At 73.3% G+C, this 25967-nt stretch carries 23 protein-coding genes; 4 read left to right on the top strand and 19 right to left on the bottom strand.

From position 1 onward, the window contains the following. Window positions 1-61: 61 nt before the first annotated feature. From AB0G59_RS14850 to rsmH, 16 genes are all read right to left on the bottom strand, one after another. Complete coding sequence (locus AB0G59_RS14850) at window positions 62-1249, bottom strand: DivIVA domain-containing protein (protein WP_071963488.1); 1188 nt, start codon at window positions 1247-1249, stop codon at window positions 62-64. 61 nt (window positions 1250-1310) lie between these two features. After that, entirely contained in the window at window positions 1311-1595 is a 285-nt protein-coding gene (locus AB0G59_RS14845; protein WP_099197393.1) for a YggT family protein, read from the bottom strand. A gap of 71 nt (window positions 1596-1666) precedes the next feature. Beyond that, on the bottom strand, window positions 1667-2275 hold the full coding sequence (gene sepF / locus AB0G59_RS14840; protein ID WP_360911534.1) for a cell division protein SepF: 609 nt from the start codon (window positions 2273-2275) through the stop codon (window positions 1667-1669). 121 nt (window positions 2276-2396) lie between these two features. Then, on the bottom strand, window positions 2397-3116 hold the full coding sequence (locus AB0G59_RS14835; RefSeq protein WP_360911532.1) for a YggS family pyridoxal phosphate-dependent enzyme: 720 nt from the start codon (window positions 3114-3116) through the stop codon (window positions 2397-2399). Between the two features lie 3 nt (window positions 3117-3119). Next, entirely contained in the window at window positions 3120-3848 is a 729-nt protein-coding gene (gene pgeF, locus AB0G59_RS14830; protein ID WP_360911530.1) for a peptidoglycan editing factor PgeF, read from the bottom strand. A 66-nt stretch (window positions 3849-3914) separates the two neighbouring features. After that, the gene (gene ftsZ, locus AB0G59_RS14825; protein ID WP_360911528.1) at window positions 3915-5162 is read right to left on the bottom strand and encodes a cell division protein FtsZ; all 1248 of its coding nucleotides are present in this window, start codon (window positions 5160-5162) and stop codon (window positions 3915-3917) included. Window positions 5163-5402: 240 nt separating this feature from the next. After that, a complete protein-coding gene (locus AB0G59_RS14820) occupies window positions 5403-6185 on the bottom strand; it encodes an FtsQ-type POTRA domain-containing protein (RefSeq protein WP_360911577.1) in 783 nt (260 codons plus the stop codon). 125 nt (window positions 6186-6310) lie between these two features. Continuing rightward, window positions 6311-7405, bottom strand: a complete 1095-nt coding sequence (gene murG, locus AB0G59_RS14815) for an undecaprenyldiphospho-muramoylpentapeptide beta-N-acetylglucosaminyltransferase (protein ID WP_071963485.1) — start codon at window positions 7403-7405, stop codon at window positions 6311-6313. 6 nt (window positions 7406-7411) lie between these two features. After that, the gene (gene ftsW / locus AB0G59_RS14810; protein ID WP_360911526.1) at window positions 7412-8782 is read right to left on the bottom strand and encodes a putative lipid II flippase FtsW; all 1371 of its coding nucleotides are present in this window, start codon (window positions 8780-8782) and stop codon (window positions 7412-7414) included. Between the two features lie 59 nt (window positions 8783-8841). Continuing rightward, on the bottom strand, window positions 8842-10269 hold the full coding sequence (gene murD / locus AB0G59_RS14805) for a UDP-N-acetylmuramoyl-L-alanine--D-glutamate ligase (protein ID WP_360911524.1): 1428 nt from the start codon (window positions 10267-10269) through the stop codon (window positions 8842-8844). Continuing rightward, window positions 10266-11330 carry a phospho-N-acetylmuramoyl-pentapeptide-transferase gene (gene mraY / locus AB0G59_RS14800; RefSeq protein ID WP_071963482.1) on the bottom strand — a complete coding sequence of 355 codons (1065 nt, stop codon included), beginning with the start codon at window positions 11328-11330 and terminating at the stop codon, window positions 10266-10268. The genes murD and mraY overlap by 4 nt, the downstream gene beginning before the upstream one ends. After that, the gene (murF, locus tag AB0G59_RS14795; protein WP_360911522.1) at window positions 11330-12751 is read right to left on the bottom strand and encodes a UDP-N-acetylmuramoyl-tripeptide--D-alanyl-D-alanine ligase; all 1422 of its coding nucleotides are present in this window, start codon (window positions 12749-12751) and stop codon (window positions 11330-11332) included. Before murF ends, mraY begins: the two co-directional genes overlap by 1 nt. Window positions 12752-12816: 65 nt before the next feature. Next, window positions 12817-14511, bottom strand: a complete 1695-nt coding sequence (locus AB0G59_RS14790; RefSeq protein ID WP_360911520.1) for a UDP-N-acetylmuramoyl-L-alanyl-D-glutamate--2,6-diaminopimelate ligase — start codon at window positions 14509-14511, stop codon at window positions 12817-12819. 12 nt (window positions 14512-14523) lie between these two features. After that, a complete protein-coding gene (locus tag AB0G59_RS14785; RefSeq protein WP_360911518.1) occupies window positions 14524-16431 on the bottom strand; it encodes a penicillin-binding protein 2 in 1908 nt (635 codons plus the stop codon). 8 nt (window positions 16432-16439) lie between these two features. Continuing rightward, entirely contained in the window at window positions 16440-17063 is a 624-nt protein-coding gene (locus AB0G59_RS14780) for a septum formation initiator family protein (protein ID WP_360911516.1), read from the bottom strand. Next, complete coding sequence (gene rsmH / locus AB0G59_RS14775) at window positions 17060-18019, bottom strand: 16S rRNA (cytosine(1402)-N(4))-methyltransferase RsmH (protein WP_071965998.1); 960 nt, start codon at window positions 18017-18019, stop codon at window positions 17060-17062. Before rsmH ends, AB0G59_RS14780 begins: the two co-directional genes overlap by 4 nt. A gap of 295 nt (window positions 18020-18314) precedes the next feature. Between rsmH and AB0G59_RS14770 the strand changes: the two genes are divergently transcribed. From AB0G59_RS14770 to AB0G59_RS14755, 4 genes are all read left to right on the top strand, one after another. Further along, window positions 18315-18869, top strand: coding sequence for a carbonic anhydrase (locus tag AB0G59_RS14770; RefSeq protein WP_360911513.1), 555 nt, complete (start codon window positions 18315-18317; stop codon window positions 18867-18869). A gap of 168 nt (window positions 18870-19037) precedes the next feature. Beyond that, window positions 19038-20036, top strand: coding sequence for a MoxR family ATPase (locus AB0G59_RS14765; RefSeq protein WP_360911511.1), 999 nt, complete (start codon window positions 19038-19040; stop codon window positions 20034-20036). Next, entirely contained in the window at window positions 20036-21385 is a 1350-nt protein-coding gene (locus tag AB0G59_RS14760; protein ID WP_360911509.1) for a DUF58 domain-containing protein, read from the top strand. The genes AB0G59_RS14765 and AB0G59_RS14760 overlap by 1 nt, the downstream gene beginning before the upstream one ends. Beyond that, on the top strand, window positions 21382-23784 hold the full coding sequence (locus AB0G59_RS14755) for a DUF3488 and transglutaminase-like domain-containing protein (RefSeq protein ID WP_360911507.1): 2403 nt from the start codon (window positions 21382-21384) through the stop codon (window positions 23782-23784). Before AB0G59_RS14760 ends, AB0G59_RS14755 begins: the two co-directional genes overlap by 4 nt. Before the next feature lie 84 nt (window positions 23785-23868). On the opposite strand, the gene AB0G59_RS14750 is transcribed toward AB0G59_RS14755, so the two are convergent. The 3 genes from AB0G59_RS14750 to AB0G59_RS14740 form a co-directional block, all read right to left on the bottom strand. After that, complete coding sequence (locus AB0G59_RS14750; protein ID WP_071966004.1) at window positions 23869-24264, bottom strand: DUF3040 domain-containing protein; 396 nt, start codon at window positions 24262-24264, stop codon at window positions 23869-23871. 236 nt (window positions 24265-24500) lie between these two features. Next, a complete protein-coding gene (locus AB0G59_RS14745; RefSeq protein ID WP_360911505.1) occupies window positions 24501-25256 on the bottom strand; it encodes a methyltransferase domain-containing protein in 756 nt (251 codons plus the stop codon). Window positions 25257-25373: 117 nt separating this feature from the next. Further along, a complete protein-coding gene (locus AB0G59_RS14740) occupies window positions 25374-25841 on the bottom strand; it encodes an SAV_6107 family HEPN domain-containing protein (RefSeq protein ID WP_360911575.1) in 468 nt (155 codons plus the stop codon). Between the last annotated feature and the right edge of the window lie 126 nt (window positions 25842-25967).

Raw genomic sequence — 25967 nt, 5'->3', positions numbered from 1 at the left:
GGGCCGGGCCCCTGGGGAATCCCAGGGGCCCGGCCCATTGATGCCGACGACTACGCGGCCGTCAGTTGTCGTCCTCGTCGATCAGGAAGCCCCGCATCGGCGAGGGAGCCTGCATCGGCTGCTGGCCCTGCGGCCGCACCGGTGCCATCGGCTGCGTCATCGCCGGCGACATCTGCTGCTGACCGCCGTACGACGGGGCACCGGTCGACGGACCGCCGTGGCCGCCCATGGACTGGTTGCCACCCATGGAGTTGCCGCCCATGGAGTGACCGCCCATGCCCGCACCGGCCGGAGCCATCGACCCGCTCATCGAGGGGGCCGGCGGCAGCGACGCGGTCGCCGGGGTCCGCGGCGGGGCCAGCGAGTCGTCCGCCTGGTTCTCCAGCTGACGCAGCTGGCTCTCCAGGTAGGACTTCAGTCGCGTGCGGTACTCGCGCTCGAAGCCGCGCAGGTCCTCGACCTTGCGCTCCAGCGTGGCGCGCGCGGACTCCAGGGAGCCCATCGCCACGCGGTGCTTCTCCTGCGCGTCCCGCTCCAGGGCGTCCGCCTTGGCACGGGCGTCCCGCTCCAGACCCTCGGCGCGGCTGCGGGCCTCGCCGACAATCTTGTTGGCCTCGGAACGGGCCTCCGCGATCGCCTGGTCGGCCGTCTGCTGCGCGAGCGAGAGAACACGGGCCGCGCTGTCACCGCCGGGACCCTGCCCCGGCTGCGGCAGCTGCGGACCACCCATGGGGCCGTTCTGCTGCATCGGGTTCTGGCCCATCGGACCGTTCTGCTGCATGGGGTTCTGCCCCATAGGTCCGTTCTGCCCCATGGGTCCGCCCATCGGGCCACCCATCGGACCGTTCTGTCCCATCGGGCCGGGACCGTGCGGACCCTGGGGACCGTGGCCGTGTCCGCCTGGGCCGGCCGGCAGCTGCGGGGCACCGCCCGGAAGCTGCGGCGGGCCACCCATCTGCTGCTGGTTCGGCGGCACCGGCTGCGGGCCGGATATGGCAGCGGGCACCGGAGCGCCGGGTCGCTGCTGCTCCTGCGGCTCGGGCTTGCGCATGGCCTGCTGCTGGTTCTGCGCGGCGGCACGCGTCGCGGCGGCCAGCTTGGCGCGCAGGTCCTCGTTCTCCCTGAGCAGGCGGGTCAGTTCGGCCTCGACCTCGTCGAGGAAGGCATCGACCTCGTCCTCGTCATAGCCTTCTCGGAGGCGGACGGTCGTGAACTGCTTGTTCCGCACGTCCTCGGGGCTCAGCGGCATCTCTTCTTCACCTCAACGTAGTCGTCGGCAATCGGCAAGACCGTATCGTTCACAGCCGCGTTCACAGCCGGCTCACGACGGTGATCAGGATGTAGACGATGATCATCAGTACGAAGAAGGACAGGTCGAGCGCCACGCCCCCGAGACGCAGCGGCGGGATGACCCGCCGCAGAAGCTTGAGTGGCGGATCGGTGACAGTGTAGGTGGCCTCCAGGACCACCACCATCGCCTTACCGGGTTGCCATGAGCGGGCGAACTGGAAGACGTAGTCCATCACCAGCCGGAAGATCAGCACGATCAGAAAGCAGTACAGCGCGATGTAGATCACCTGCTGTGCGATGCCCATCTCGCGCTTCCCTCTCCCCTTGCTCGTACTCGGCCTGACTGGCCGTTGTCCGGATTGCCCGGTGTTGCGTCTCAGCTCTGGTTGAAGAACCCACCCTCTGCGATACGGGCCTTGTCCTCCGCCGTGACATCGACGTTAGCAGGAGACAGCAGGAACACCTTCTGCGTCACCCGCTCGATGCTGCCGTGGAGTCCGAAGACCAGACCCGCCGCGAAGTCGACAAGGCGCTTCGCGTCGGTGTCGTCCATCTCGGTGAGATTCATGATCACCGGAGTACCTTCGCGGAAGTGTTCCCCGATGGTACGGGCCTCGTTGTAGGTCCGGGGGTGCAATGTCGTGATGCGGTAGGGCTCCCGCTCGGACACAACCTTGGGCATGATCACCGGTGCGTTCTTCTCCAGAGAGTGGCGTTCGGGTGTGATGGACGACACGGGGGCGATTCGGGCGGGTCGTCCCGGTTCCGCTACGAGCGGAGCGGGTTCGCGCTGCGCGGGCGGCTGGGCGACTCGAACCGGTTCGTCCGATTGCGTCTGTTGTGCTTGATGTGTCTGGTGCTGCCGGCGCCGGTCCGGCTCGGGCTCGGGCTCGAACTCGTCGTCGGGGTCGAACCCCGGGCCGTCATACCCATCGTCCTCCACGAGGCCGAGGTAGACCGCCATCTTGCGCATCGCGCCGGCCATTCTCTGCGTCCTCCGCTCTGTGGTGGATCGGCTCCGTCAACGGCGCCCGGATCCACGTGGTCCGCCCGCCTTTTGACGGGAATGACCATATTTTCTGCTGTGGTCCGACTTCTTGGCGACGTTACCCGAGCCGGGGTCGGACTCCGAGTACCGCTGAGCCGACACGTACATGTGTCGCACCGGCCGCAACCGCGTCCTCGAGGTCCGCGCTCATCCCTGCTGACACCATGTTCGCAGCCGGATGGGCCGCGCGCAGGTCCGTTGCGATTTCCATCAGCCGGTCGAATGCGGCCCGAGGCCTTCCCGCGTAAGGCCCCTCGAGCGGAGCGACCGTCATGAGACCGGCGGGCCGCAGCCCTTCCGCCTCCGCGATCGCGTCCGCCAGGGCCACCACCGCGTCGGGCGCGACGCCGCCCCTCTCTCCCCGGGCTCCGGACTCCGCGTCAAGGGCCACCTGGATCAGGCAGTCCAGCTCCCGGCCGGCCCGGACGGCCGCGGTCGACAACGCCGTGACCAGTCTGTTCCGGTCAACGGAGTGCACCAGACCGGCGTAATTCACCACCGACCGGACCTTGTTTGTCTGCAACTGACCGACGAAGTGCCAGGTAAGGGGCAGATCCGAGCACTCGGCGGCCTTGGGGGCGGCGTCCTGGTCGCGGTTCTCCGCGACATGACGCACCCCCAGCTCCGCGAGGAGGCGGACGTCGCTCGCCGGGTAGGTCTTGGTGACCACGATGAGCGTCACCTCCTCCCGCTTGCGCCCCGCCGCGGCGCATGCGGCGGAGATACGTTCCTCCACCTGGGCGAGGTTGTCCGCCAACTGGGTTCTACGGTCCGTCACAGCTCAGCCGTCCAGCCACACGTAGCTTGCGAGCCGCCCGGTGGTGCGCTCGCGCCGGTAGGAGAAGTGGTCCGCCGACTCCAGCGTGCAGATGTGAGATTTGCCGCTGACGGTGACACCCATGCGGTCCAGCTGCGCCGCGACCCCTGCCGCGACGTCCACGGCCGGGGTGCCCTGGCGGGTGGTGGCCCAGGACTCGGGCACCGCCGCGGCGACCTCGGCACGCATGGCCTCGGGCACCTCGTAGCACAGGCCGCAGACCGAAGGGCCGATGTGGGCGAGGATCCGGGCCGGGTCGGCGCCCAGCCGGAGCATCTCCCCGACGACCGCGGGGACGACCCCGGCCAGCAGCCCGGGCCGCCCGGCGTGGGCGGCGCCCGCGATCCCGGCGACCGGGTCGGCGAGCAGAACCGGGGTGCAGTCCGCGGTCAGCACCGCGAGGGCCAGGCCGCGACGGGTCGTCACCACGGCGTCGACCGCCGGGATCTCACCCGTTCGCCCGGCTTGCCAGGGTTCGTCCACCACGGCGACGTCCTTGCCGTGCACCTGGTTCATCCAGACGACCGCGGCCGGGTCGAGGCCGAGCGCGCCGGCCGCCCGTTCCCGGTTGGCCAGTACGGCGGCCGGGTCGTCGCCGACCGCGCCGCCGAGGTTGAGCTCCGCATACGGAGCGGCGCTCACCCCGCCCCACCTGTCGGTGAAGGCGAAGTGCGCGCCGCTCGCGTGTGCCACGTGCTCTACGGGAGGCACTGTGTGCTGTTGCCCTATCACTGGGAGCCGCTCACCGGTTCCTTGAGGTCACTTCAGGAAGTCGGGAACGTCCAGTTCCTCGGCGGTCGAGTCCTGGTAGGGACGCGCCGGCGGGACCTGGGGGGAGGCGACCGGGGGCGGCGGGACCTCGGCGACGGGCGACGGGTCCGGCACGGGCTCCTCGGTGCGCGGGGTCACGCTGCCGAGGCTGCCGAAGGACGGCCGGGACGGCTCGGACGGAGCGGCCGGACGGCTCGCGGCCGAACCGGCCGAGCCGCTCTCCTCACGGCCGGAGCCGTAGGAGGAGGAGCCGCCGAGCACCTTGTCGCGGCTGCCCTTCGCCGGCGGCTGGCCGCCGTCGAAGCCGGCCGCGATGACCGTGACCCGGACCTCGTCACCGAGGGCGTCGTCGATGACGGCACCGAAGATGATGTTGGCCTCGGGGTGGGCCGCCTCGCTGACCAGCTGCGCCGCCTCGTTGATCTCGAAGAGACCGAGGTCGGAGCCGCCGGAGATGGAGAGCAGGACGCCACGGGCGCCGTCGATGGACGCCTCCAGCAGCGGCGAGGAGATCGCCATCTCGGCGGCGGCCACCGCGCGGTCGTCGCCGCGGGCCGAGCCGATGCCCATGAGGGCCGAGCCCGCCTCGGACATCACGGACTTGACGTCGGCGAAGTCGAGGTTGATCAGGCCCGGGGTGGTGATGAGGTCGGTGATGCCCTGGACGCCGGACAGCAGTACCTGGTCGGCCGACTTGAACGCGTCGAGCACGCTCACCTGGCGGTCCGAGATGGACAGCAGCCGGTCGTTGGGGATGACGATGAGGGTGTCGACCTCGTCGCGCAGACCCGCGATGCCGTCCTCCGCCTGGTTCGCGCGGCGGCGACCCTCGAAGGTGAACGGGCGGGTGACCACACCGATCGTCAGGGCGCCCAGCGAGCGGGCGATGTTGGCCACGACGGGCGCGCCGCCGGTGCCGGTGCCGCCGCCCTCGCCGGCGGTGACGAAGACCATGTCGGCCCCCTTGAGGACCTCCTCGATCTCCTCGCGGTGGTCCTCGGCGGCCTTGCGGCCGACGTCGGGGTTGGCGCCGGCGCCGAGGCCGCGGGTGAGCTCACGGCCGACGTCGAGCTTGACGTCGGCGTCGCTCATCAGCAGGGCCTGCGCATCGGTGTTGATCGCGATGAACTCGACGCCCTTGAGACCGACCTCGATCATCCGGTTGATGGCGTTCACGCCACCGCCGCCGATACCGACGACCTTGATGACTGCGAGGTAGTTCTGCGGTGCTGCCACGTCGAAGGCCTCTCGCCTCGAGTTACGTATGCCTGGGGGCGGTTCTCAATGCCGACCCGAACCCTAACGTTGAAGTTTAGGGTTACCGGTGTCACTGTTCCGTGGGTTCTCTGAAGCAGGACACTAAGTCGACAAGCGGCGCGGCTTCAACGAACACGCCGAACCTCCCGTTTTTCTTTTCACCCTATGTGATCACCCATAGCCGTAGCCAACCAGGGTGCTGGCAGGCCGGGAAGGACGTCAACTCCCGGACACCGCCGGGGCGCCCGGGGCGCTCACGTCGTAGCGCTTCGCGCCCCCCGCCGCCTTGAGCAGCGCGGTGAGCGTACGGGCCTTCGCGTCGCTCCGCTCACCACTGCCCCAGACGATGGTCCGACCGCCCGTCAGTTCCACGGTGATGGAGTCGTATGAGCGTACGCGGATGACGTGGGTGTCCCCCCGAACGGGTGGGGGCAGCGCCGCCGCCACCCGGACCGCCTCGCGTTCGAGCTGTTCGGTGCCGAAGCGCCGGTGGCTGGGCGAGCCGTCGGGCTCCACCACGAGCCGGGGCACCCCCTGGAGCGGGTGATCGACTGTGGCGAACCGCACGCCCGCGCCATCGATTTCGATAAATTTCCCACCCTTTTCGAGCAGGGCTTTGGGCTGTCGTTCGGTCACTTTCAGACCGATTCCGTGCGGCCAGGATCGTTCGACGTCCACCGCCTCGATCCGCCGCAGCCGGTTGCGCAGCCGCTCGGCGATGGCGTCGGTGTCCACGGAGGCGAGGGGGTCGCCGAGCGGGACCTCGGCCGCCTCGCGCACCTCCTCGGGCGTCAGCACGGTGGTGCCGCTGACGTCCACTCGGGTGACGCGCAGCCAGGTGGAGCCGTAGAGGGCCCACCAGACGGCCGTGCCGAGGAGCACGGCCGCCAGCGACCCCAGGAGCAGCCTGCGCCGTCGCAGGGACCGGGGACGGGGCCTGGAGCCGCGTGGGGCGCCCTTGCGGGGCTTGCCGCCCCGCCGGGGCGGGCGGGGCGGCAGCAGGGCGGCCCGGGACCGCTTGGGCGACCTGGCCGAGCCGGCCGCCTTGGACTTGGTGTTCTTCTGACCACCGCGCCGGGCGGTCGTCGGTCCGGCCACGCTCCCCAGCCTCCTGCTCCTACGGGCCGTCAGCCCGCTCTGCGTGCGGCAATCGCCTCGTACACCATGCCGACGAGCAGTTCGTCGGCGTCGCGCCGGCCGAACTCGGCGGCCGAACGGGACATCTCGTACAGCCGGTGCGGGTTGGAGAGCACCGGGACCACCTGGCTGAGCACCCACTCGGGAGTGAGCTCGGCGTCGTCGACCAGCAGGCCGCCGCCCGCCTTGACCACGGGCTGGGCGTTGAGCCGCTGCTCGCCGTTGCCGATGGGCAGCGGGACGTAGGCCGCCGGGAGGCCGACGGCGGAGAGTTCGGCGACGGTCATCGCGCCCGCGCGGCAGAGCATCATGTCGGCCGCGGCGTACGCGAGGTCCATCCGGTCTACATACGATACCGGGATATAGGGCGGCATTCCGGGCATGTTGTCCGCATGCGGCAGTTCGTTCTTCGGACCGACCGCGTGCAGGATCTGGATGCCGGAGCGCTGCAGCGCCGGGGCGACGGCCTGGACGACCTCGTTGAGCCGGCGGGCGCCCTGCGAACCGCCGGAGACCAGCAGCGTCGGCAGGTTGGGGTCGAGCCCGAAGGCGGCCCGCGCCTCGGGGCGGACGGCCGCCCGGTCCAGCGTGGCGATGGTGCGGCGCAGCGGGATGCCGACGTAGCGGGCGTTGCGCAGCTTGCTGTCCGGGGTGGACACCGCGACCCCGGCGGCGTAGCGCGAGCCGATCTTGTTGGCCAGGCCGGGGCGCGCGTTGGCCTCGTGGACGATGATCGGCACGCCGAGCCGCTTGGCGGCCAGGTAGCCGGGCAGCGCCACGTAGCCGCCGAAGCCGACCACGCAATCCGCCTTGGTGCGCTCCAGGATCTGCTCGGCGGCCTTGATGGTGCCGCGCAGCCGTCCGGGGACGGTGATCAGTTCCGGGGTGGGCTTGCGGGGCAGCGGTACGGCCGGGATCAGCCCCAGCTCATAGCCCCGCTCGGGCACGAGCCGGGTCTCCAGACCCCGCTCCGTGCCGAGCGCCGTGATCCCCACGGTCGGGTCCTGCCTGCGCAGGGCGTCCGCGAGGGCGAGCGCGGGCTCGATGTGGCCGGCGGTCCCCCCGCCGGCGAGTACGACATGCACCGAAATTCACCGCTCTCCGGACGGTCGCTTCTTGACGCGCCGTCTCATCGTCTTCCATCTCACCCCAGGCTGCCGCATGGCCAGCGCCGCCCGTGCACCGGGTTCGTCGCGCGCGAAGGCGATCAGGAGCCCGATGGCGAACATGGTCGGCAGCAGGGCGGACCCTCCGTAGGAGAACAGCGGGAGCGGGACACCGGCGATCGGCAGCAGGCCGAGCACCGCACCGATGTTGACCACGGCCTGGGCCGTGATCCAGGTGGTCACACCTCCCGCGGCGTACCTCACGAAGGGGTCCTCCGTGCGTCCGGCCACGCGGATACCCGCATAGCCTAGAGCCGCGAACAGGGCGAGTACCGACAGCGTCCCCGCCAGACCCAGTTCCTCGCCGGTGATGGCGAAGATGAAGTCGGTGTGGGGTTCGGGGAGTTCGCCCCATTTCTCCACACTGGCTCCGAGACCGGCACCGAACCATCCGCCGTTGGCCAGCGCGTAGATGCCGTGCACGGCCTGCCAGCACTGGTCGTTCGCACCGGGGTCGGTGGCGCCGATGCACTCCAGTCGGGACATGCGGTTGGCGCTGGTCTTGATGAAGAGTATGGCCAGGGCGGCCGTGACGCCGAACACTCCGGAGAAGAGCCTGGTGGGGGCGCCCGCCACCCACAGCAGGCCGAGCAGCACGGCGGTCAGGACGACGGTGGTGCCCATGTCGCCGCCCAGCATGATCAGGCCGAGCAGCAGGAAGCTCACCGGCACCAGCGGCACCAGCAGGTGCTTCCACTGGGTGAGCAGCTTCTTGGACTGCTTGCGGGCCAGCAGGTCGGCGCCCCACAGGACGAGCGCGAGCTTGCCGAACTCGCTGGGCTGGAGCTGGAAGGGGCCGCCCAGGGAGATCCAGTTGGTGTTGCCGTTGATGGTCTCGCCGACGCCGGGCACCTGGACCATGCAGAGCAGGAAGACCGAGACCGCGAGCAGCGGGTAGGCCAGGGCGCGCAGCAGCCTGACCGGGGTGCGGGCCGCCGCGAGCAGCAGCACGGTGCCGATGGCGGCGGCAAGCAGCTGCTTGCGGAAGAAGTAGCTGGGCGCCAGGCCGTTCTGCAGCGCCTTGATCTGGGAGGCGGAGTAGACCATCACCAGGCCGAGGACGGTGATCAGCAGGGAGCCGCCGAGGACCAGGTAGTACGCGGTCAGCGGGCGGTCCCAGGCGCGCCTGGCGCGGGCGTGCAGTCCCCGCAGGCCGCCGGGGCCGCCCCGGGGGCGCCGCGGGCCGCCGGGGGCGGCTCGCGGGGCCGGACGGGGCGCCCGGGCGGGCCGGGTGCGCGCGGTGGGGCCCCGCAGGGCCGTCCACGCGCCGCTCGCGGCGGTGTCGTCGGCGTGCATCCGGGGTGTCCCCTCCGCTGGTGTCCCACGCCGCCGGCCCGCGCCGTGGGGACCAGCGGCTACTTCTGTGCGTCGCGGCCGTCGGCCAGGGCCCGTACCGCCTCGGCGAAGGCCTCGCCGCGCTCGTTGTAGTTGGTGAACATGTCCATCGACGCACACGCCGGGGCCATGAGGACGGTGTCCCCCGGACCGGCGATCCGGGCCGCCTCGCGCACCGCCGCGGCCATCGCCCCAGTGTCGGTCCGCTCGAGGTCCACCACCGGGACATCCGGGGCGTGTCGCGCCAGTGCTTCCCTGATCAGCGCCCGGTCGGCCCCGATGAGGACGACGCCGCGCAGCCGCTTCGCCGAGGCGGTGACCAGCTCGTCGAACGTGGCGCCCTTGGCCAGGCCGCCCGCGATCCACACGATCGACTCGTACGCCGCCAGCGACGCCCGGGCGGCGTGGGTGTTGGTGGCCTTGGAGTCGTCCACGTAGGCGACGCCGTCGACGTCGGCGACGTGGGCGATGCGGTGGGCGTCGGGCCGGAAGGCGCGCAGCCCGTCGCGTACCGCCGCGGCCTCCACGCCGAAGGCGCGGGCGAGGGCGGCGGCGGCGAGGGCGTTGGCGATGTTGTGCGGGGCCGCCGGCTTGATGTCGGAGACCTCGGCGAGCTCCTGCGCCTGCTGGTGGCGGTTCTCCACGAAGGCCCGGTCGACGAGCAGTCCGTCGACCACGCCGAGCATGGACGGGCCGGGGGCGCCGAGGGTGAAGCCGATGGCCCGGCAGCCCTCCTCGACGTCGGCCTCGCGGACCAGGTGTTCGGTGCGCGGGTCCTCGACGTTGTAGACGCAGGCGACCTGGTTGCCCTCGTAGATGCGGCCCTTGTCGGTGGCGTACGCCGCCATGGAGCCGTGCCAGTCGAGGTGGTCGGGCGCGAGGTTGAGGACGGCCGCGGAGTGGGCGCGCAGCGAGGGCGCCCAGTGCAGCTGGTAGCTGGAGAGCTCGACGGCGAGCACGTCGTAGGGCTCGTCGCCCAGCACCACGTCGATGATCGGGGTGCCGATGTTGCCGACGGCGGCGGTGCGCAGCCCGGCGGCCTCCAGGATGGAGGCCAGCATCTGGACGGTGGTGGTCTTGCCGTTGGTGCCGGTGATCGCCAGCCACGGCGCGGAGGTCTCGTCGCGCAGCTGCCAGGCGATCTCGACGTCGCCCACCACGTCCACGCCCGCCTCGGCGGCGGCCGCGAAGAGCGGGCTGTCCGGCTTCCAGCCCGGCGAGGTGACGACCAGGTCGGTGCCCTCGGGCAGGGTGGCGGCGTCGGCCAGGCGCACCGCGATGCCCTGGGCCTCGAGGCCGGCGGCGCGCTCGCGCAGCGCCGGGCCGTCGCCGCCGTCGACCACGGTGACCCGCGCGCCGAGGCCGGCCAGGGCGCGAGCGGCGCTGATGCCGCTCACGCCGAGACCGGCGACGGTGATGTGCTTGCCGTTGTAGCTCGTGCGGCTCACTTGATGGCCAACCATCCGGCGTAGAAGATTCCGAGTCCGACGGCCACGCACAGGCCCTGGATGATCCAGAACCGGACCACCACAAGGACCTCGCTCCACCCCTTGAGTTCGAAGTGGTGCTGCAGCGGGGCCATCCGGAAGACGCGCTTCCCGGTGAGGCGGAAGGAGCCGACCTGGATGACCACGGACATGGTGATCAGGACGAACAGGCCGCCGAGGAGGGCGATCAGCAGCTCGGTGCGCGAGCAGATGGCCAGACCCGCCAGCGCGCCGCCGAGGGCCAGCGAGCCGGTGTCACCCATGAAGATCTTGGCCGGGGAGGTGTTCCACCACAGGAAGCCGAAGCAGGAGCCCATCAGCGCCGAGGCGACCACGGCGAGGTCGAGCGGGTCCCGTACCTCGTAGCAGGCGGCGCCCGCGGTCAGCGGGTTGGCGCAGGACTGGCCGTGCTGCCAGGTGCCGATGAAGACGTACGCGCCGAAGACCATCACGGAGGCGCCGGTGGCGAGGCCGTCGAGGCCGTCGGTGAGGTTCACGCCGTTCGACATCGCGAGGATCATGAACAGCGCCCAGACCACGAAGATCACGGGGCCGACGGACCAGCCGAAGTCCTGGGTGAAGGACAGCCGCATGGAGGCCGGGGTCTGGCCCCGGGTGTCGGCGAACTGCAGCGCGAGGACGGCGAAGGCGATGCCGACGATCAGCTGGCCGGCCATCTTCGCCTTGGCGCGCAGGCCCAGGCTCCGCTGCTTGACGATCTTGATGTAGTCGTCGAGGAAGCCGACCAGGCCCATGCCGGCGGTCAGGAACAGCACCAGCAGGCCCGAGGTCGTCGGCTCCTTGCTGGTGATCACCTTCGTCACGGCGTACGCGATGAGCGTGGCCAGGATGAAGGCGATGCCGCCCATGGTGGGCGTGCCCTTCTTCCCGGCGTGGCCGCGGGGGCCGTCGTCGCGGATGAACTGGCCGTAGCCCTTGCGGGCCAGGAACTTGATCAGCAGCGGGGTGCCGATGAGGGTCAGGAACAGACCGATGACACCCGCGAAGAGGATCTGGTTCATCAGCCGGCGACCTCACCGTCGACCGCGAGCAGCGCTTCGGCCACCCGTTCCAGCCCCACCGACCGGGACGCCTTCACCAGCACGACGTCACCCGGGCGCAGCTCGCTGCGCAACAGGTCGACCGCCGCCTGCGCGTCGGACACGTGCACCGACTCCTCACCCCACGAACCCTCGTTATAGGCGCCCATCTGCAGCCAGGCCGCTTCCCTGCCCCCGACTGCCACGAGCTTGCTGACGTTGAGCCGGACGGCGAGCCGTCCGACAGCGTCGTGCTCGGCGAGTGACTCCCCGCCGAGCTCGGCCATCTGACCGAGTACTGCCCACGTACGTCCGCCCCTAGCCCGTGCGGCTTCGCCCATCGCGGCCAGCGCGCGCAGCGCGGCTCGCATGGACTCGGGGTTCGCGTTGTAGGCGTCGTTGACGATCGTCACGCCGTCCGTGCGCTCGGTGACCTCCATCCGCCAGCGGGAGAGCTGGCCCGCACCGGAGAGCGCGTCGGCGATCCCGGACACAGGCATGCCCAGCTCATGGGCGACGGCGGCGGCGGCGAGCGCGTTCGACACGTGGTGCTCACCGTACAGCCGCATGGTCACGTCGGCGCACCCGGTGGGTGTGTGGAGCGTGAAGCAGGGCTGCCCGGTCCCGGTGAGGCGGACGTTCTCGGCGCGGATCTGCGCGTCGGGGGCCTCGCCGAACAGGACCGTACGGGCCTTGGTGCGCGCGCTCATGGCGCGGACCAGGGGGTCGTCGGCGTTGAGCACCGCGATGCCGCCCTCGGCGGCGGCGGGCAGCGCCTCGACCAGCTCGCCCTTGGCCTGGGCGATCTGCTCGCGGCCGCCGAACTCGCCGATGTGCGCGGTGCCGACGTTGAGGACGACGCCGATGCGCGGCGGGGTGAGCTCGGTGAGGTAGCGGATGTGGCCGATGCCGCGGGCGCCCATCTCCAGGACGAGGTTGGCGGTGCCGGCGTCGGCGCGCAGCGCGGTCAGCGGCAGGCCGATCTCGTTGTTCAGGGAGCCGGGGGTCCACACCGTGGGGGCGAGCCGCTGCAGGAGCTGAGCGATCAGGTCCTTGGTGCTGGTCTTGCCGGCCGAGCCGGTGAGGGCGACGACGGTGGTGCCCAGCCGCTCCACGACGGCCCGGGCGAGGGCGCCCAGGGCGCGCTCGACGTCGTCGACCACGATGGCGGGGACGCCCACGGGGCGGGCGGCCAGCACGGCTGCCGCGCCCGCCTCGACGGCGCGCTGCGCGTAGTCGTGGCCGTCGACGTGTTCGCCGGCGAAGGCGGCGAAGAGGCTGCCCGGCTTCACCTCACGGGAGTCGATGACGACCGGACCGCCGACGGTTGCCAGCGGGTCCGGTATGTCGTGCTGCTGCCCGCCGGTGATGGCGGCGATCTCGGCGAGGGTCAGTGCGATCACCGGTGGTCACCTCCTGCCGTTCGGGAGAGCTGCCGGGGGGAGGGTTGTACGCGCATGGCGGTCTGTCATCCCTGGTCGTTCCGGTGCTTGGTGGCCGCGTGACGGTGCTCGATGGCCTCGCGCAGCACCCGGCGGTCGTCGAAGGGGCGTACCACTCCGGCGATGTCCTGGCCCTGTTCGTGGCCCTTGCCCAGCACCAGGACGGTGTCGCCGGGTTCGGCGCGGGCGACGGCGGCGGCGATGGCCGCGGCGCGGTCCTCCAGCAGGAGGACGGTGCCGCGCTCGGCGGCGGGCACCTCGGCGGCGCCCGCGAGCATGGTGGCGAGGATCGCGAGGGGGTCCTCGGAGCGGGGGTTGTCGGAGGTCAGTACGGCCGTGTCGGCACCGCGGGCGAGCGCGGCGCCCATGGGGGCGCGCTTGGTGGTGTCGCGGTCGCCGCCGCAGCCGAGGACGGCGTGGATGCGGCCCGTGCCGACCTTGCGCAGGGCGCGGAGAACCGATTCGACGGCATCCGTCTTGTGCGCGTAGTCGACGACCGCGAGGTAGGGCTGGCCCGCGTCCACGCGCTCCAGGCGGCCGGGGACGCCGGGCACGGCCGCGACGCCGTCGGCGGCGGTCTGCGGGTCGGCGCCGGCGGCGACGAGCGCGACGATGGCGGCGAGCGCGTTGGCGACGTTGAACGGGCCGGCGAGCGGCGCTCTGGCGGTCACGGACCGGCCCTCGGGGCCCAGGACCGTGAAGGTGGAGTCGAACGGGCCGATCTCCACGTCGACCGCGCGCCAGTCGGCGTCCTCGCGGCCCTCGGCGGAGAAGGTGATCACCGGGACCTCGGACTCGCCGCGGGCGAGGCGGCGCCCGTACTCGTCGTCGGCGTTGACCACGCCGACGCGGCTGCGCTGCTTGGTGAACAGCTCCGCCTTGGCGGCGAAGTAGTCCTCCATGCCCGTGTGGAACTCCATGTGCTCCGGGCTGAGGTTGTTGAAGACGGCGACGTCGAAGACGCAGCCGTCGACGCGGCCGAGGCGCAGGGCGTGGCTGGAGACCTCCATGGCCACCGAGCGCACGCCGCGCTCGCGCATGACCGCGAAGAGCGCCTGCAGGTCCGTGGCCTCGGGGGTGGTGCGCTCGGACTTGACCCGCTCGTCGCCGATGCGGGACTCCACCGTGCCGATCAGGCCCGTCGGGCCGCCCAGGGCCCGCAGCCCGCCCTCGATGAGGTAGGCGGTGGTGGTCTTGCCGGAGGTGCCGGTGATGCCGATCTGCAGCAGGTCGCCGCCGGGCTCGCCGTAGATCGTGGCGGCCAGGGCGCCCATGCGGGCGCGCGGGTCCTCGACGCCGAGGACCGGCAGGCCCGTGGCGGCGGCGCGCTCCGCGCCCGCCGGGTCGGTCAGCACGGCCACCGCGCCCAGGCCCGCGGCCTGGGCGGCGAAGTCCGCGCCGTGGAAGCGGGCGCCGGGCAGGGCGGCGTAGACGTCGCCCGGGCGCACGGCCCGCGAGTCGTGGGTGATGCCGGTGGCCTCGACGGCCTCCGCGCCCGCGGGGACGGGAATGCCCAGCTGACCGGCCAGCTCCGCGAGGGGCACGGGGCGGACCTGGGTGGGGCGGGGCGCTCCCGGGGCCATGGCGGGGGCGTCCTGGTGCGTGGTGTGGGACTGATCAGCGTGGGGCACGGCGGTGAGCGTACCGGGCGACCCCGCCTCGTCGCGAAGCGAGGGGCGCACCGGGCCGCGGTTCCCCGGATCGGGAGTGATCGTCGTCACGGCCGGCCCGGCTCACTGCTCGTCGTAGCTCACCGGCAGCCGGGGCGGCTGCGAGCCCGACGGCGGCACCTGGAGGGTCTTCAGGGCGAACTCCATGACCTGCTTGAAGACCGGACCGCAGATCTGCCCGCCGAAGTAACTGCCCTTGGTGGGGTTCTGGATGGCGCAGTAGACCGTCAGCCGGGGCTGGTCCGCGGGGGCGAAGCCGGCGAAGGAGGCGGTGTAGCCGTGGTAGCGGCCGGTGAGCGGGTCCACCCGGTTGGACGTGCCGGTCTTACCGGCGACGCGGTAGCCGGGGATCTTGGCCTTGGTGCCGGTGCCCTCCTGGTCGTCGACCACCGACTCCAGCATCGCGGAGAGCTCCTTGGCGGTCTTCTCGCTGATCACGCGGGTGCGCGGCGGGGCCTGGGCGGGCTCGAAGCGGCCGTCGGGGCCCTTGGCGCCGCGGACCAGCGAGGGCTGTACGCGCTCGCCGCCGCCGGCGATGGTGGAGTACACCGAGGCGGCCTGGACGGCGTTGAGGGACAGGCCCTGGCCGAAGGGGATGGTGAAGGGCCGGGAGGACTTCCAGTCCTTGGGCTTGGCGAGGATGCCGGGGGTCTCGCCGGGGAAGTTCAGGCCGGTGGGGCGGCCGACGCCGAACTTCCGGAGATAGGTGTAGAGGACCTGGTTGGCCTCCTCGCGGCTCTTGCCGAGCTGCTCGCTGGCCAGGATGGTGCCGATGTTGCTGGACTTGGCGAGGACGCCGTTGAGGGTCAGGTGCCAGGTGGGGTGGTCGACGTCGTCGGCGAAGGCCCGGTCGGCGCGCGGCAGCCGGTTGGGCACCTCGACGTGCGTGGCGGGCGTGGCGACGCCCTCCTCCAGGACCGCGGCCATGGTCATGACCTTGCTGACGCTGCCCGGTTCGTAGGCGTCCTGCAGCGCGAAGTTGCCCAGGGCGGCCCGGTCGGCCTTGTCGAGCTCATTGGGGTTGTAGCCGGGGGCGTTGGCCATGGCCAGGACCTCGCCGGTGCGGGTGTCCTGGACGACGACGTAGCCGCGGTCCGCCTGCGAGTCCTTCACCTGGCGGGCGATGGCGCTCTGGGCCGCCCACTGGATGTCGCGGTCGATGGTCAGCTCGACGTCGGAGCCGGGCACGGCGGCCTGCTCCTTGACGTCCCCGGTGGGCACCTGGCGGCCGCCGGACTGGGCGTACACGCGCCGGCCGTTCTTGCCCGCGAGGGTCTCGTTGAGCTGGGCCTCCAGGCCCCCGGCGCCCTGGCCGTCGCTGTTGACGAAGCCCAGCATGCCGGCGGCGAGCTCGCCGTTGGGGTAAACGCGCTTGCTGTGGGACTCGCGGTTGACGCCCGCGAGGACGTTCGCGCCCCTGCCGCGGGCGGCCCGGTCGGCCTGCGTCTTCTTCAGCTCGGTGATCTTCTTCCAGACCTGGGGGCTCTGGCGCCGGGCGAGGACGACGTACTTCGACTTGGGGTTGGCGGTGAGCTTCTCCTCCAGCACGTCGCTCTCCTCGTGCAGCACGGGTGCCAGGAGCTCGGCGGCCAGCCGGGCGGCGCCCTCGGCCTTGATCCGCTCGGGGGTGAGCAGGTCGGGGGCGGCGGTGATGTCGTAGGCGTCGACGGTGGTGGCCAGGGCCACGCCGCCGCGGTCGGTGATGGACCCGCGCTCGGCGGCCAGCGTGACCGGGATGTAGCGGTTGACGTTGGCCCGGGCCGCGTAGGCGTCGGCGTCGACGGCCTGCACCTGCAGCAGCCGCACGGTGAAGACGAGCAGGACGAGCGTGAGCCCGACCCCGATCATGCGCAGCCGGGGCCGGGGGCTGCCCAGCCGCAGGGCCTGGGAGCCCGGGCGGGGGCGTGCCGGTCGCGCGGCGGGGCGCGCGGGCCCGGGAACCGGGCGGCGGGGCTGCCTGGGCGCCGTCACGACCTCACCTACCTGATCTGTCGGAGGTTCCCCGCCGCGGTGGGCAGCGGGAGCGCCGGTTCGGGGAGCGCCGGCGCGGGGGCGTCGGCCGGGGCGGTGGGCCCCTGGTTGCGTACGGGCGGGAGCCCGGCGGGGGGCTGCGCGGCCGCGTCCCGCCCGGCCGGCGGCCGGTCCTGCGGGGGCAGGGCGGCCGGGGGCGGCTTGGCGGCGGGCGCCTCGGGCGCCGGGGGCAGGGGCGCGGGGGCCACGTAGGACGCGGGGGTGGCGGGGTCCTCGGAGCCGGCGGGGACGGGGACGCCGCTGACGGTGCCGTCGGGGTTGAGGAAGGCGGGGCTGCCGCCGGGAATCATGCCCAGCTCGCGGGCGCGGCGCTCGAGCGCGTCGGGCGCGGCGAGCTGGTCGACCTCCTGCTGGAGGGCCTGCTGCTCGTCGGTGAGCTCGGTGGTCTTGCGCTGGAGCCGGCTGAGGTCGAAGGAGCCCTGGTTGAGGGAGGAGTTCAGCAGCAGCAGCGAGATGAGGCCGGAGCCGAGCAGCACGACGACCAGGAGGACGAAGGGGGTGCGCTTGGCTCCGGCGGCGCCGGCCGGCAGCAGCCGGCCCAGGCGGGCGCCCCGGCGGGCGGCCGGGGTCACGGGATGTCCTCGCGGATGCGCTCGGCGCCGCGCAGCCGGGCGGGGGCCGCCCGCCGGTTCTCCGCGATCTCCTCCTCGGTGGGCAGCTCGGCGCCGCGCGTGAGCAGCTTCAGCCGGGGCTGGTAGCGCTCGGGCACGACCGGCAGCCCGGGCGGCGCGGTGGTGGCGGCGCCCGCCGCGAAGACGCCCTTGACGATGCGGTCCTCCAGCGACTGGTACGACAGCACGGCGATCCGGCCGCCGACCGCGAGCGAGGCGACGGCGGCGGGGATGGCGGCCTCCACGCTGGCCAGCTCGGCGTTGACCTCGATGCGCAGGGCCTGGAAGGTGCGCTTGGCGGGGTTGCCGCCGGTGCGCTTGGCAGCCTGCGGCAGGGCGTCGCGGATGAGCTCGACGAGCCGGGCGCTGTTGGAGAAGGGCTCCTTCTCGCGCTCGCGGACGATGGCCGAGACGATCCGCTTGGCCTGCTTCTCCTCGCCGTACGCGCGCAGGATCCGCACCAGCTCGCCGGGCGGATAGGTGTTGAGGACCTCGGCGGCGCTTATTCCGCTCGTCTGGTCCATCCGCATGTCCAGCGGCGCGTCCTGCGCGTAGGCGAAGCCGCGGTCGGCCTCGTCGAGCTGCATGGAGGAGACGCCGAGGTCGAAGAGGACGCCCTGGACCTTGGGGATGCCGAGCCGCTTCAGGACGTCGGGCAGCTCGTGGTAGACGGCGCGCACCAGCGTGGCGCGGTCGCCGAAGGGCGCGAGGCGCTCCCCGGCGAGCGCCAGGGCCGTGGGGTCCCGGTCGAGGGCGACGAGCCGCGCCTCGGGGAAGCGGGTGAGCAGCGCCTCGCTGTGGCCGCCGGCGCCGAGCGTGCAGTCGACGACGACGGCACCGGGCTCGGTGAGGGCGGGGGCGAGCATGTCCAGGCAGCGCTGGAGCATGACGGGGACGTGTCGCGCGTTGCTGCTCATGCGCCCTTCTGAAGTACGGGGAGGCGCGGGGCGCACGCACCACCGGGTCCCCGCCCGCTCGAAGGGGAAGCGGCCGTTCTGACGCCGGGGAAGCGCCGTCAGGGCGACCGGGAGCGGGAGGAGGCCGAGGGGTACGTAAGCGCACCGCGCGCACGTGGTGGTTCTTCGGATCCAAGGGGAGCGTCACGCCTCCCACTTCGCGCCACTTTAGTCCACTCGTCCCCTCGGTCAACCAACTGGCCAGCGCGTCACTCCGCGCGTGCGCCGCGGCCGGGCGCCGACTACCTTCATCCCTATGTCGATATCCGCGTCTCAGCCGCAAAAGCCCAGCTCCGGCGCCGGGCCCGTCTCCGGGACGGTCACCGACCGTCTGGTGGAGGCCAACGCGAAGTACGCCTCCGCGTTCACCGACCCGGGCATGGACGCCCGCCCTGTCCTGAAAGTCGCGGTCGTCGCCTGCATGGACGCCCGTCTCGACCTCCACGCCGCGCTGGGCCTGGAGCTCGGCGACTGCCACACCATCCGCAACGCGGGCGGCGTGGTCACCGATGACATCATCCGCTCGCTCACCATCAGCCAGCGCGCGCTGGGCACCCGGTCGGTCGTACTGATCCACCACACCGGCTGCGGCCTGCTGAACCTCACCGAGGACTTCCGGCACGAGATCGAGGCCGAGGTCGGCCAGCGGCCGGCGTGGGCGGTGGAGGCGTTCAAGGACCTCGACCAGGACGTGCGCCAGTCGATGCAGCGCGTGCGCACCTCCCCCTTCCTCCCCCACCGCGACGATGTGCGCGGCTTCGTCTTCGACGTCTCGACGGGTCTGCTGCGGGAGATCGACCCCCGGCCCTGACCGCGATGCGGCGAGTTATCCACAGGCGGTGACGGGACACCGCGCGGGCGGCAAGAATGCCTACGGGCGCCGCCTCCGCCGATGCGTGCGGGCGCGGTGTCCGTGCTGCGGGGTGGGCCGGTCCGTACCGTCGGGCCCCGGCCCTGGAAATGGGCCGAGGAGGGCCGGGTGACGACCTATGACGATCGAGCGAGCCTGAGCGATCTGACCACGACGGCGGAGCGCGTCCGCAGGTCGGTGGAGGGTGTGATCGAGGGCAAGCCGGAGGTCGTACGGCTCTCGCTGACCGTGCTGCTGGCCGAGGGCCATCTGCTGATCGAGGACGTGCCGGGGGTGGGCAAGACCATGCTCGCCAAGGCGCTGGCGCGCTCCATCGACTGCTCGGTGCGGCGCATCCAGTTCACGCCGGACCTGTTGCCGTCCGACATCACCGGCGTGAGCGTCTACGACCAGCAGCGCCGCGACTTCGAGTTCAAACCGGGGGCGATCTTCGCGCAGATCGTGATCGGCGACGAGATCAACCGCGCCTCCCCCAAGACCCAGTCGGCGCTGCTGGAGTCGATGGAGGAGCGCCAGGTCACCATCGACGGGCACACCTACGAGCTGCCGAGCCCGTTCATGGTGGTGGCCACGCAGAACCCCGTCGAGATGGAGGGCACGTATCCGCTGCCGGAGGCGCAGCGCGACCGCTTCATGGCCCGCGTGTCGATCGGCTACCCCAGCCCGGAGGCCGAGCTGCGGATGCTGGACGTGCACGGGGGCCTCTCCCCGCTGGACGACCTGCAGCCCGTCGCGCACGCGCACGAGATCGTCAAGCTGGTCGACGCGGTCCGCACGGTCCACGTCGCCGACTCGGTGCGGCGATACGCGGTCGACGTGGTCGGCGCGACCCGCAGCCACCCCGAGCTCAGACTGGGCGCGTCGCCGCGGGCGACGCTGCATCTGCTGCGGGCTGCGAAGGCCGCGGCGGCGCTGGCCGGCCGCGACTTCGCCCTGCCGGACGACGTGCGGGCGCTGGCGGTGCCGGTCCTCGCGCACCGGCTGCTGCCGACCGCGCAGGCGCAGCTCGGCCGGCGCACGGCCGAGCAGGTCGTCCTGGACATCCTGCAGCGCACCCCGGTGCCCGACCCGTTCGGCCGGCAGCCGCCGGGCGCCGGGCGGCTGTGATGCGGCGGCCCACGGGCGCACGGGAGGCCGGGGGCGGTCTGGGAGCGGCGCTGGGCGGGCTGACCACCCGGGGCCGCTCGTTCCTGGCGGCCGGGGTGGCCGCGGCCGGGTGCTCCTACGTCCTGGGCCAGGAGGACCTGCTGCGGGTGGGGCTGCTCCTGACCGTGCTGCCCCTGGTGTGCGTGGTCGTGCTGCACCGCACCCGGCACCGGGTCACGGGCAGCAGACGGCTCGCGCCCGCGCGGGTGACCGCCTCGGCGGAGGCCCGGGTGAGCCTGCGCGTCGACAATGTCTCGCGGCTGCCCACGGGCGTGCTGATGCTCCAGGACCGGGTGCCCTACGTGCTGGGGCCGCGCCCGCGCTTCGTCCTGGCCCGCATGGAGCCGGGCGGGCGGCGCGAGGTGTCCTACCGGGTCCGCTCGGATCTGCGCGGCCGCTATCCGCTGGGCCCCCTGGAGCTACGGCTCGCGGACCCGTTCGGGATGTGCGAGCTGACCCGGGGCTTCGGGGCCCACGACACGCTGACGGTCGTGCCGCGCGTCGAGGCGCTGCCGCCGGTGCGGCTGGGCGGCCGGAGCGCGGGCTACGGCGACGGGCGGCACGGCGCGCTCGCCCTGGCCGGCGAGGACGACATCATCCCGCGCGGCTACCGCCACGGCGACGACATGCGCCGGGTGCACTGGCGCTCCACGGCCCGGTACGGCGAGCTGATGGTGCGCCGCGAGGAGCAGCCGCAGCGGGCCCGGTGCACGGTGCTGCTGGACACCCGCGCCGTCGCCTACGCGGGGGCGGGGCCGCACTCACCCTTCGAGTGGGCGGTGGCGGGGGCGGCCTCCGTCGCGGTGCATCTGCTGGAGCGGGGCCTGGCGGTGCGGCTGCTGACCGACACGGGCAGCTCGGTGCCGGGCCCGGAGGGCACGGGCGGCGCCGGCTCCCCGCACGGCTCGGCGGACCTCGCCGGGCTGATGCTGGACACCCTCGCCGTGCTGGACCACTCCGAGGGCACCGGCCTCTCCCCCGCCCATGACGCGCTGCGCGGGGGCGACGGGGGGCTGCTGGTCGCGTTCTTCGGCGAGCTGGACGAACAGCAGGCGATGACCGCCGCGCGGATGCGCCGGCGCAGCGGCGCGGCGGTGGCCTTCGTCCTGGACGGCGCCTCCTGGGCGGGCGCGCCGCAGGGCGCGGACCGTGGGGGCGCACAGGAGCGGCTGCGCGTGCTGCGCGAGGCGGGGTGGACGGCGCTGCCGGTCGCCCCGGGCGCGGCGCTGCCCGATCTGTGGCGGCTCGCGGGCGCGCCGGACGGCCTGGCGGACGCCCGCCGGGACGGCGTGGCGGGAGGCAGGTCATGAGCGGGTCGGTGCGCTCGGCGGTGTGCGCGGCGGTGGCCACGCTCGCGGCGGCCGGCGCGATGCTGCCGCTGATCGACCGGTCCACGTGGCTGCTGCAGGCCGCCCTGCTGCTGACCGTCCAGACGGCGGTCGGCGCGGTGGCCCGCAGGGTGCCGCTGGCGAGGTGGCTGACGGTCGTGGTGCAGGCGCTGACAGGGCTGTTGCTGCTCACCGTGGTCTTCGCCCGGTCGCAGGCGATCGGCGGGCTGCTGCCGGGGCCGGGTGTCTTCCGGGAGTTCGGCCAGCTGCTGCAGGAGGGCGCGGAGGACGTCGGGCGGTATGCGATCCCGGCGCCGGCGACGCTGGCCATCAGGCTGCTGCTGGTCGGCGGGGTGCTGGTCGTGGGCCTGGTGGTGGACGCGGTGGCGGTCACGTTCCGCAACGCGGCGCCGGCGGGCCTGCCGCTGCTCGCCCTGTATTCGGTCGGGGCCGGGCTGGCCAAGGGCGGCTTCGACTGGCTGTGGTTCCTGGCGGCGGCGGGCGGCTATCTGCTGCTGCTCCTGGCCGAGAGCCGCGAGCGGCTCGCGCAGTGGGGCCGGGTCTTCGCCGGCGGACCGAATCCCCCGCCGCCCGGCTCCCCCGGGCCGGCGGCCGGGGGTCCGGGGTCCGCCGTGAGCCCGGTGCGCACGGGGCGGCGGATCGGTGCGCTCGCGCTCGGACTCGCCCTGGCGATACCGGCCGTGCTGCCGTCGGTCGGCGGCGGGCTGCTGCAGCCGCGCGGCCGGGACGCGGGCTCCGGCGGCGACGGCGGCACGATCTCCGCCGTCAATCCGCTGGTCTCGCTGCAGAACAACCTCAACCAGCCGGAGAACCGCGAGGTGATGCGCTACCGCACCTCCACGGCCTCCACCGAGGACCTGTATCTGCGCATTGTCGCGCTCGACGACTTCGACGGTTCGTCATGGCGCGCCTCCGAGCGGCGCATCACCGATGTGCCCGACCCGCTGCCCGCCCCTGCCGGGCTGGCCCCCGGGGCCCGCACCACGGAGGTGACCACCTCCGTCGCGGCCTCCGAGGGCTACCGGCAGAACTACCTTCCCCTGCCCTATCCGGCGGAGCGGGTCCGGGTCGGGGGGCAGTGGCGGTACGAGCCGGAGGGCCGGACGTTGGTCGGCGACCACGGGCAGACCACCCGAGGTGTCCGCTATCAGGTCTCCAGCCTGCTGGTGGAGCCGACCGCCGCCCAGCTCGCGGCGGCGCCCGCACCCCCGCAGCAGCTGCTGCGCGAGTACACCAAGGTGCCGCAGACGCTGCCGAAGGTGGTGTCCTCGACGGCCCGGACGGTGACCGCCGGTGCGGCGAACGCCTATCAGCAGGCGGTCAGGCTGCAGGACTGGTTCTCCGTGGGCGGCGGCTTCCAGTACGACACCGAGGTGCGCTCGGGCAGCGGCAGCAACGCGATATCGCGCTTCCTGGAGGAGAAGAAGGGCTTTTGCGTCCACTTCTCCTTCTCCATGGCGGCCATGGCCCGCACGCTGGGCATCCCCGCTCGGGTGGCGGTCGGCTTCACACCGGGCACTCCGCAGGCGGACGGCTCGGTGTCGGTCGGCTCCAAGGACGCGCACGCCTGGCCCGAGCTGTACTTCGAGGGCGCCGGGTGGACCCGCTTCGAGCCCACGCCGAGCCGGGGCACCCCGCCGGAGTACACGGTCTCGCAGACCCCCACCACCCCCGACCCTGCCGAGCCGGAGCCGCTGCCGCGCCGCTCCGCCGCGCCGGCGCCGGCCCCTTCGGCGGACGCGGGCTGCCCCCCGCGGCTGAAGAAGGACGGCGGCTGCCCGGAGCCCGCGCGGCAGGCATCCGCCGCCGACGGCGGCGACGGGCCCTCCTGGCGCACACCGGCCGGTGTGGCGTTGGCGGTGCTGGCCGCGTTGGCGCTGCCCGTGCTGCCGCTGCTGTGGCGGGTGCGGGTACGGGCCCGGCGCCTGCGCGGCGGGGGCGATCCGGGGGCGGACACGCTGGCCGCCTGGCGTGAGCTGACCGACTCGGCGTGGGACTACGGCATCCCGCCCGATGAGTCCCTGACGCCCAGGACGGCGGCCGAGCGGATCGTACGGGCCGCGGCTCTCAAGGCTCCGGCAGCCGGTGCCGCGGGCCGGCTGGCCACGGCGGTCGAGCAGGTGCTGTACGCCCCTTCGCCGCGGCCGGCGGCCGAACCGGCCGCGGACGTCGCGGCGGTGCGGGCGGGCCTTCGGGCCTGGGCGGGCCACGGGACGCACCTGCGTGCTCTGCTGGCCCCCCGCTCGGCCGCCCGTCTCGCATGGGGCGCCTCGCGGCGCCGGTCGGAAGCGGGTGCGCGGCTACGCACCGCGCTCAGGCGCCGCACAGCCGGTGACGGACCATCGGTCCGACGTCGGTGACGGTCCCCCGGCGCGGGCATACGCCTGGGGGCCAGGACCATCGGTCCTGGCCCCCAGGGCCACGCTGAAAGGGGATCGCCGGGCTCAGTGGCCCTGTTCGTCACGGCGGCGCTGCCACCGCTGCTCGATCCGGTCCATCATGCCGCGACGGCGACCGGCCGGCCGCCGGGGCATTCCCGCCGGGGCGGCACCCCGCTGGGCACCCGGCCGGGGGGCCTTCCGCCAGCCCGTCACCGCGAGCACGGCGCAGCCCAGCATGACGAGGAAGCCCACGACGCTGATCCAGATCCGCTGGGCGACCATTCCGGCCATGAGGAGCGCGATGCCCACCAGAAAACCCGCGACCGCCTGGTAGACCCGTCGCCGGGTGTACGTACGCAGGCCGCTGCCCTCGAGCGCTGTCGCGAACTTGGGATCTTCGGCGTACAGCGCTCGCTCCATCTGCTCGAGCATGCGCTGCTCGTGCTCCGAGAGCGGCACGGAGTCCTCCTACTCGTCGGTCGCGGGGGGCGACCGGGTGCGACCCTTTCAGGATAGGCAGGGAATCGCCCCCGTGAAACCCGCCCCTCTGCGCCAAATCGGCCACCGGCCCCGGTGTGGCGATCGATGCCGTCGGGACGTACATTCCCTGCTCGCCGATCCGCCATGCCGGACGGTGTCCCCCGATCATACGGGGCGAACGGGCCGACCGGGTGGCCTGCGTGCGATGCGCGGATTCAGCCGCGCTCGGCCAGGACGTGCAGTTGGGTGGCCACCGAGTGGAAGGCCGGCAGCTCGGCCGCCGCGGCCTCCAGCGCCAGGAGCGCGTCGAGGGCTCCGGGCTCGGCGTCGACGAGGACTCCGGGCACCAAGTCGGCGAAGACGCGCACGCCGTGCACCGCGGAGACCTCCAGGCCCGCGTCGCCCGCGAGCGCGCTGAGCTGCTCGGCGGTGAAGCGTCGGGTGACCGGGTCGCCGGCGCCCCAGTGCCCGGCGGGGTCGGTCAGGGCCTGGCGGGCCTCGGTGAAGTGCCCGGCGAGGGCGCGGGCGAGCACGGCGCCGCCGAGGCCGGCGGCGAGCATGCTGAGGGTGCCGGCGGGGCGGAGCGCGGCGGCGGCGTTGCGGACGCTCTCCGCGGGGTCCTCCACGTACTCCAGCACGCCGTGGCACAGCACCAGGTCGTAGCCGCCGCGCTCGACGACGTCGAACAGGCCGTGGGCGTCGCCCTGGACGCCGCGGACGAGGTCGGCGACGCCGGCCTCGGCGGCCCGGCGCTCGAGGGCGAACAGCGCGTTGGGGCTGGGGTCGACGACGGTGACCCGGTGGCCGAGCCGCGCGAGCGGCACGGCGAACTTGCCCGAGCCGCCACCGGTGTCCAGGACCTCCAGGGTGTCCCGGCCCGCGGCCTTGACCCTGCGGTCGAGGGCGTCCCGCAGGACCTCCCAGACCACGGCGGTTCGGAGGGACGCCCGGGGGCGCAGGGGGTCTGACACGGCGGGTGACTCCTCGGCGACGACGGATGACCGGCGGACGACTGCCGTCGGCGGCCCCCAGCCTAATGGGCCCCACCACGCCGTTCCGCACCCCGACCGCGCCGCCCGCGCGCCGCCTCAGCCCGCCCGGCCGTACTCCGCCAACGGCTGCCGGGGCAGCCTCGGCTGGAGCACCAGCATCCGCTCGACCAGGCGCAGGAAGGCGTCCGCGTCCCGGAGCAGATCATCGGCGTCCCGGCGGCTCGCGGCCGACCGTATGCCCGCCTCGGCCCGCGCCCGGCGCTCGGCGCCGGAGGCGAACAGGGCGCTCCACTCGGCCAGTTCGGGAGCGACCTCCGGCAGCACGTCCCAGGCGCTGCGGATGCGGCGGCGCCCGCGCCGGGGCGTCTCGGGGCGGGCCCGGGCGGCGAGCACGGCGGCGGCGGTGCGCAGGGCGGCGAGGTGTGCGGTGGCGTAGCGCTCGTGGGGCGCGTCCAGCCCGGCGGCCTCCGCGAGGCCCCGGTGGGCCTGGGTGAGCAGGTCGAGGGCCGCGGGCGGGGCCACGGCACGGTGCGACGGGGGCGTCCCGTCGGCCCTCGAGGTCATGGGGGAGGGATGGACGTCGCTCACGCGGGCTGCCATGACGAACCTCCTTCGTCGGGGCGGCGATCCGCACGGTGACGGAGCCGCCGTATGGCCCCATCGTGGGGCACCCCACTGACAATCGGCCCT

This window comes from Streptomyces sp. NPDC021096 (genome assembly GCF_040641275.1).
Lineage (GTDB): Bacteria > Actinomycetota > Actinomycetes > Streptomycetales > Streptomycetaceae > Streptomyces.
The sequence above is the reverse complement of the archived record's forward strand: the minus strand, read 5'-3'. Positions and strand labels throughout refer to the sequence as shown.